Annotated in this window: 3 protein-coding genes; 1 reads left to right on the top strand and 2 read right to left on the bottom strand. The window is 67.4% G+C overall.

All coding sequences use genetic code 11. The annotated features are described in order from the left end of the window. Positions 1 to 304 (top strand): TetR-like C-terminal domain-containing protein (locus J7E68_RS05745; protein ID WP_215170688.1); only part of this gene is annotated, 304 nt, incomplete at its 5' end. Positions 305 to 472: 168 nt separating this feature from the next. Here the strand turns inward: J7E68_RS05745 and J7E68_RS05750 are convergent. Together J7E68_RS05750 and J7E68_RS05755 are read right to left on the bottom strand one after the other, a co-directional pair. After that, positions 473 to 796, bottom strand: coding sequence for a cupin domain-containing protein (locus J7E68_RS05750; protein WP_215170690.1), 324 nt, complete (start codon positions 794 to 796; stop codon positions 473 to 475). 208 nt (positions 797 to 1004) lie between these two features. Next, positions 1005 to 2736, bottom strand: a 1732-nt coding sequence (locus tag J7E68_RS05755; protein ID WP_215170692.1) for an MMPL family transporter, incomplete at its 5' end; no start/stop codon positions are given.

Genomic DNA, 2736 nt, shown 5'->3' on the forward strand with positions numbered 1-2736 from the left:
GTCGGGGTACTCGGAGGAGCGTTTTCGGCAGCGCATCCGTCTCGTGATGTCTGATCGCGTTCTGCAGAAGGCGTACTGGCAGTCGCACGTGTCGCGGCGGCGGGTACCGCTGGTGAACGCGCTACGCTCAGGCATCGCTCGCGGTGAGCTGCGTGCGGACATCGATGTCGAGGCGTGCTTCGACGCGATCGCCGGCACCGCGTACTACCAGATCGTCGTGCGCGGCGACCGGATGGACGACCCCGCTGTGGCGGCACGGCTGCGTGCTGCTGTCGACGTGATCTGGCGGGGGATGGTGGCCTGAGCCGGCATCCGCTGACCAGGCATCGGAACGAGGCATCCGCCGCCCGGCTCCGGTGTGGGGCATCAGCCCTCAGGTACACATGCATGCTCAGATCACGGATGCAGGCCGAGAACCCCAGATCCGGCCTGCACCTGTGATGTGGGCATGCAGGTGTGCGATGTCGAGTGACTATTCGAGCCACTCCGTGATGAACCTGTCGCTCGAATGGATGTGGGTCGCCTCATACGTGCCGCCGTCGAGCACCTCGAAACGGTGGTCGACGAGCTCCGGCACGACCAGAACCTGACCGCCGGATCCCACGACCTGTTCGTCGCCCACGGTGAAGAGCGCGCGCCCGCGGTGGATCACGAAGGTCTCGACGTACGGATGCCGGTGCAGACGCGGCCCGCTGCCGACCGCCGAGGTGAACTCGCGGATGATGCTCACCGGCGAGCCGATCAGATAGCCCTCGATGTTCGCGTCCAGGGCCACGTCGATGGGTGCGATGGTCATGATGCCTCCTTGCTCGCCGAGGCTACCGACGTGCGCCCGTGCACGGAAGAGGCGCTCGCGATGCGGGGTGAGCCCCTCGGGCATGCGTTCGTGTGGCACCGCGCGGAGCGAAGGAGAACTCACGTACCGAAGGAGCAATCCTCGGATGGACTCCTTCGATGCGCGAGTTCTCCTTCAGAGCGAGTTCTCCTTCAGAGCGAGAGTGCCGTCAGCGCGCGTCGGGCGTCTCCGGACTCGGCACGACCTGAACCGTGTCTGTCCGCACACCGGGGTGGTCGCGCTCGAGCGCGGCACCTTCCATGTCGACGTTCGGGAGGATGCGGTCGAGCCACCGCGGCAGCCACCACGCCGAGCGACCGAGCAGGTGCATGAGCGCCGGCATGAGCAGCATCCGCACGACGAAGGCGTCGAGCATCACACCGAAGGCCAGGCCGAAGCCGATCGATCGGATGATGGTCGACTCCGAGAAGATGAACCCGCCGAACACCGAGACCATGATGAGGGCTGCGGCGATGACGACCGATCGCCCTGCCCGGAAGCCCTGCGCGACGGCATCCCTCGCCGAAGCTCCGTGCACGTACGCCTCGCGCATTCCCGAGGCGAGGAACAGCTGGTAGTCCATCGCGAGCCCGAACAGGATGCCGACCAGGATCACCGGCAGGAAGCTCAGAATCGGCCCCGGGCTGTCCAACCCGATGAGGTCGGCGCCCCAGCCCCACTGGAACACGGCGACGATCAGGCCGTAGGTCGCGAAGAGCGACAGCACGAAGCCTCCGGTGGCGATGATCGGCACGAGCAGTGAGCGGAACACGACGATCATGATGAGCAGCGAGAGCCCGACGACGACCACGAGGTAGAGCGGCAGGACGCCGGCGAGAGCCTCGGAGATGTCGATGTTGGTCGCAGCCTGACCGGCGACGCCGAGCGTGATGCCGCCGTCGAGCTGCGGCAGGGCGCGGATGTCCTGCACGAGCTTCTCGGTCGACGCGCTGTTCGGCCCCTCGGCGGGAAGAACCTGGAACGCGAGCAGCGTGTTGTCGTCGGAGTTCGCGATCGGGGCGACTCCCACGACGTCGTCCTGGTCGGCGAGGGTCTGTGCGATCTCGACCTGGGTGGCCAGCAGGTCGTCGTCGCTCACCGCGTCGTCGAGGGTCGCGGTGACGAGCAGCGGACCGTTCGCGCCTTCGCCGAACTGCTCGTCGACGATGTGGAACGCGCGGTAGCTGGTCGAGTCCGACGGCTCGCTCGCACCGTCGGGCAGACCGAGGCGCATCGACATCGACGGGATCGCGACGATCAGCAGCGCGATGACGCTGACCACCACGGTGACGATCGCGCGGAGCGTCGACATCTGCTTCACGGGCTTGCCCGCAGCGTGGGGCTGCCCGATCGTGGCGCGTGCCTTGCCACTGAGCAGCCGCGTGCCGACGAGTCCGAGGATCGCGGGGGCGAGCGTGATCGCGACGAGCACGGCGACGGCGACGCACACCGCGCCGACAGTGCCCATGAGTCCGAGGAACGGCACTCCCGTCACGTTGAGCGCGAGCAGCGCGACGATGACCGTGGTGCCCGCGAACACGACAGCGGTTCCCGAGGTGCCGGTCGCGAGGCCGATGGACTCCCGCACCGGAACACCGTTGAGCAACTGCTTGCGGTGTCGGTTGACGATGAAGAGCGAGTAGTCGATGCCGACCGCGAGGCCGAGCATCACACCCAGCACCGGGGTGACGGAGGCAATGTCGACGACGCCCGAGAAGGCGAGGGATGCGGTCACGCCGACACCCACGCCGACGACAGCCGTGACGATCGGCAGCGCAGCGCCGATGAGGGATCCGAGCATCACGATCAGCACGACGGCCGCGAAAGCGAGACCGATGGCCTCGCCGACGCCGAAGATCTCGGGCACGCCCTGCGCGATGTCGGTGCCGAAGTCGACCTCG

Origin of the sequence: Microbacterium sp. ISL-103, assembly GCF_018613995.1 — a bacterium.
GTDB lineage: Bacteria > Actinomycetota > Actinomycetes > Actinomycetales > Microbacteriaceae > Microbacterium.

Excerpts from the sequence above, each read along its gene's own strand:
- J7E68_RS05750 (WP_215170690.1), bottom strand. The coding sequence starts at position 796 with ATGACCATCGCACCCATCGACGTGGCCCTGGACGCGAACATCGAGGGC.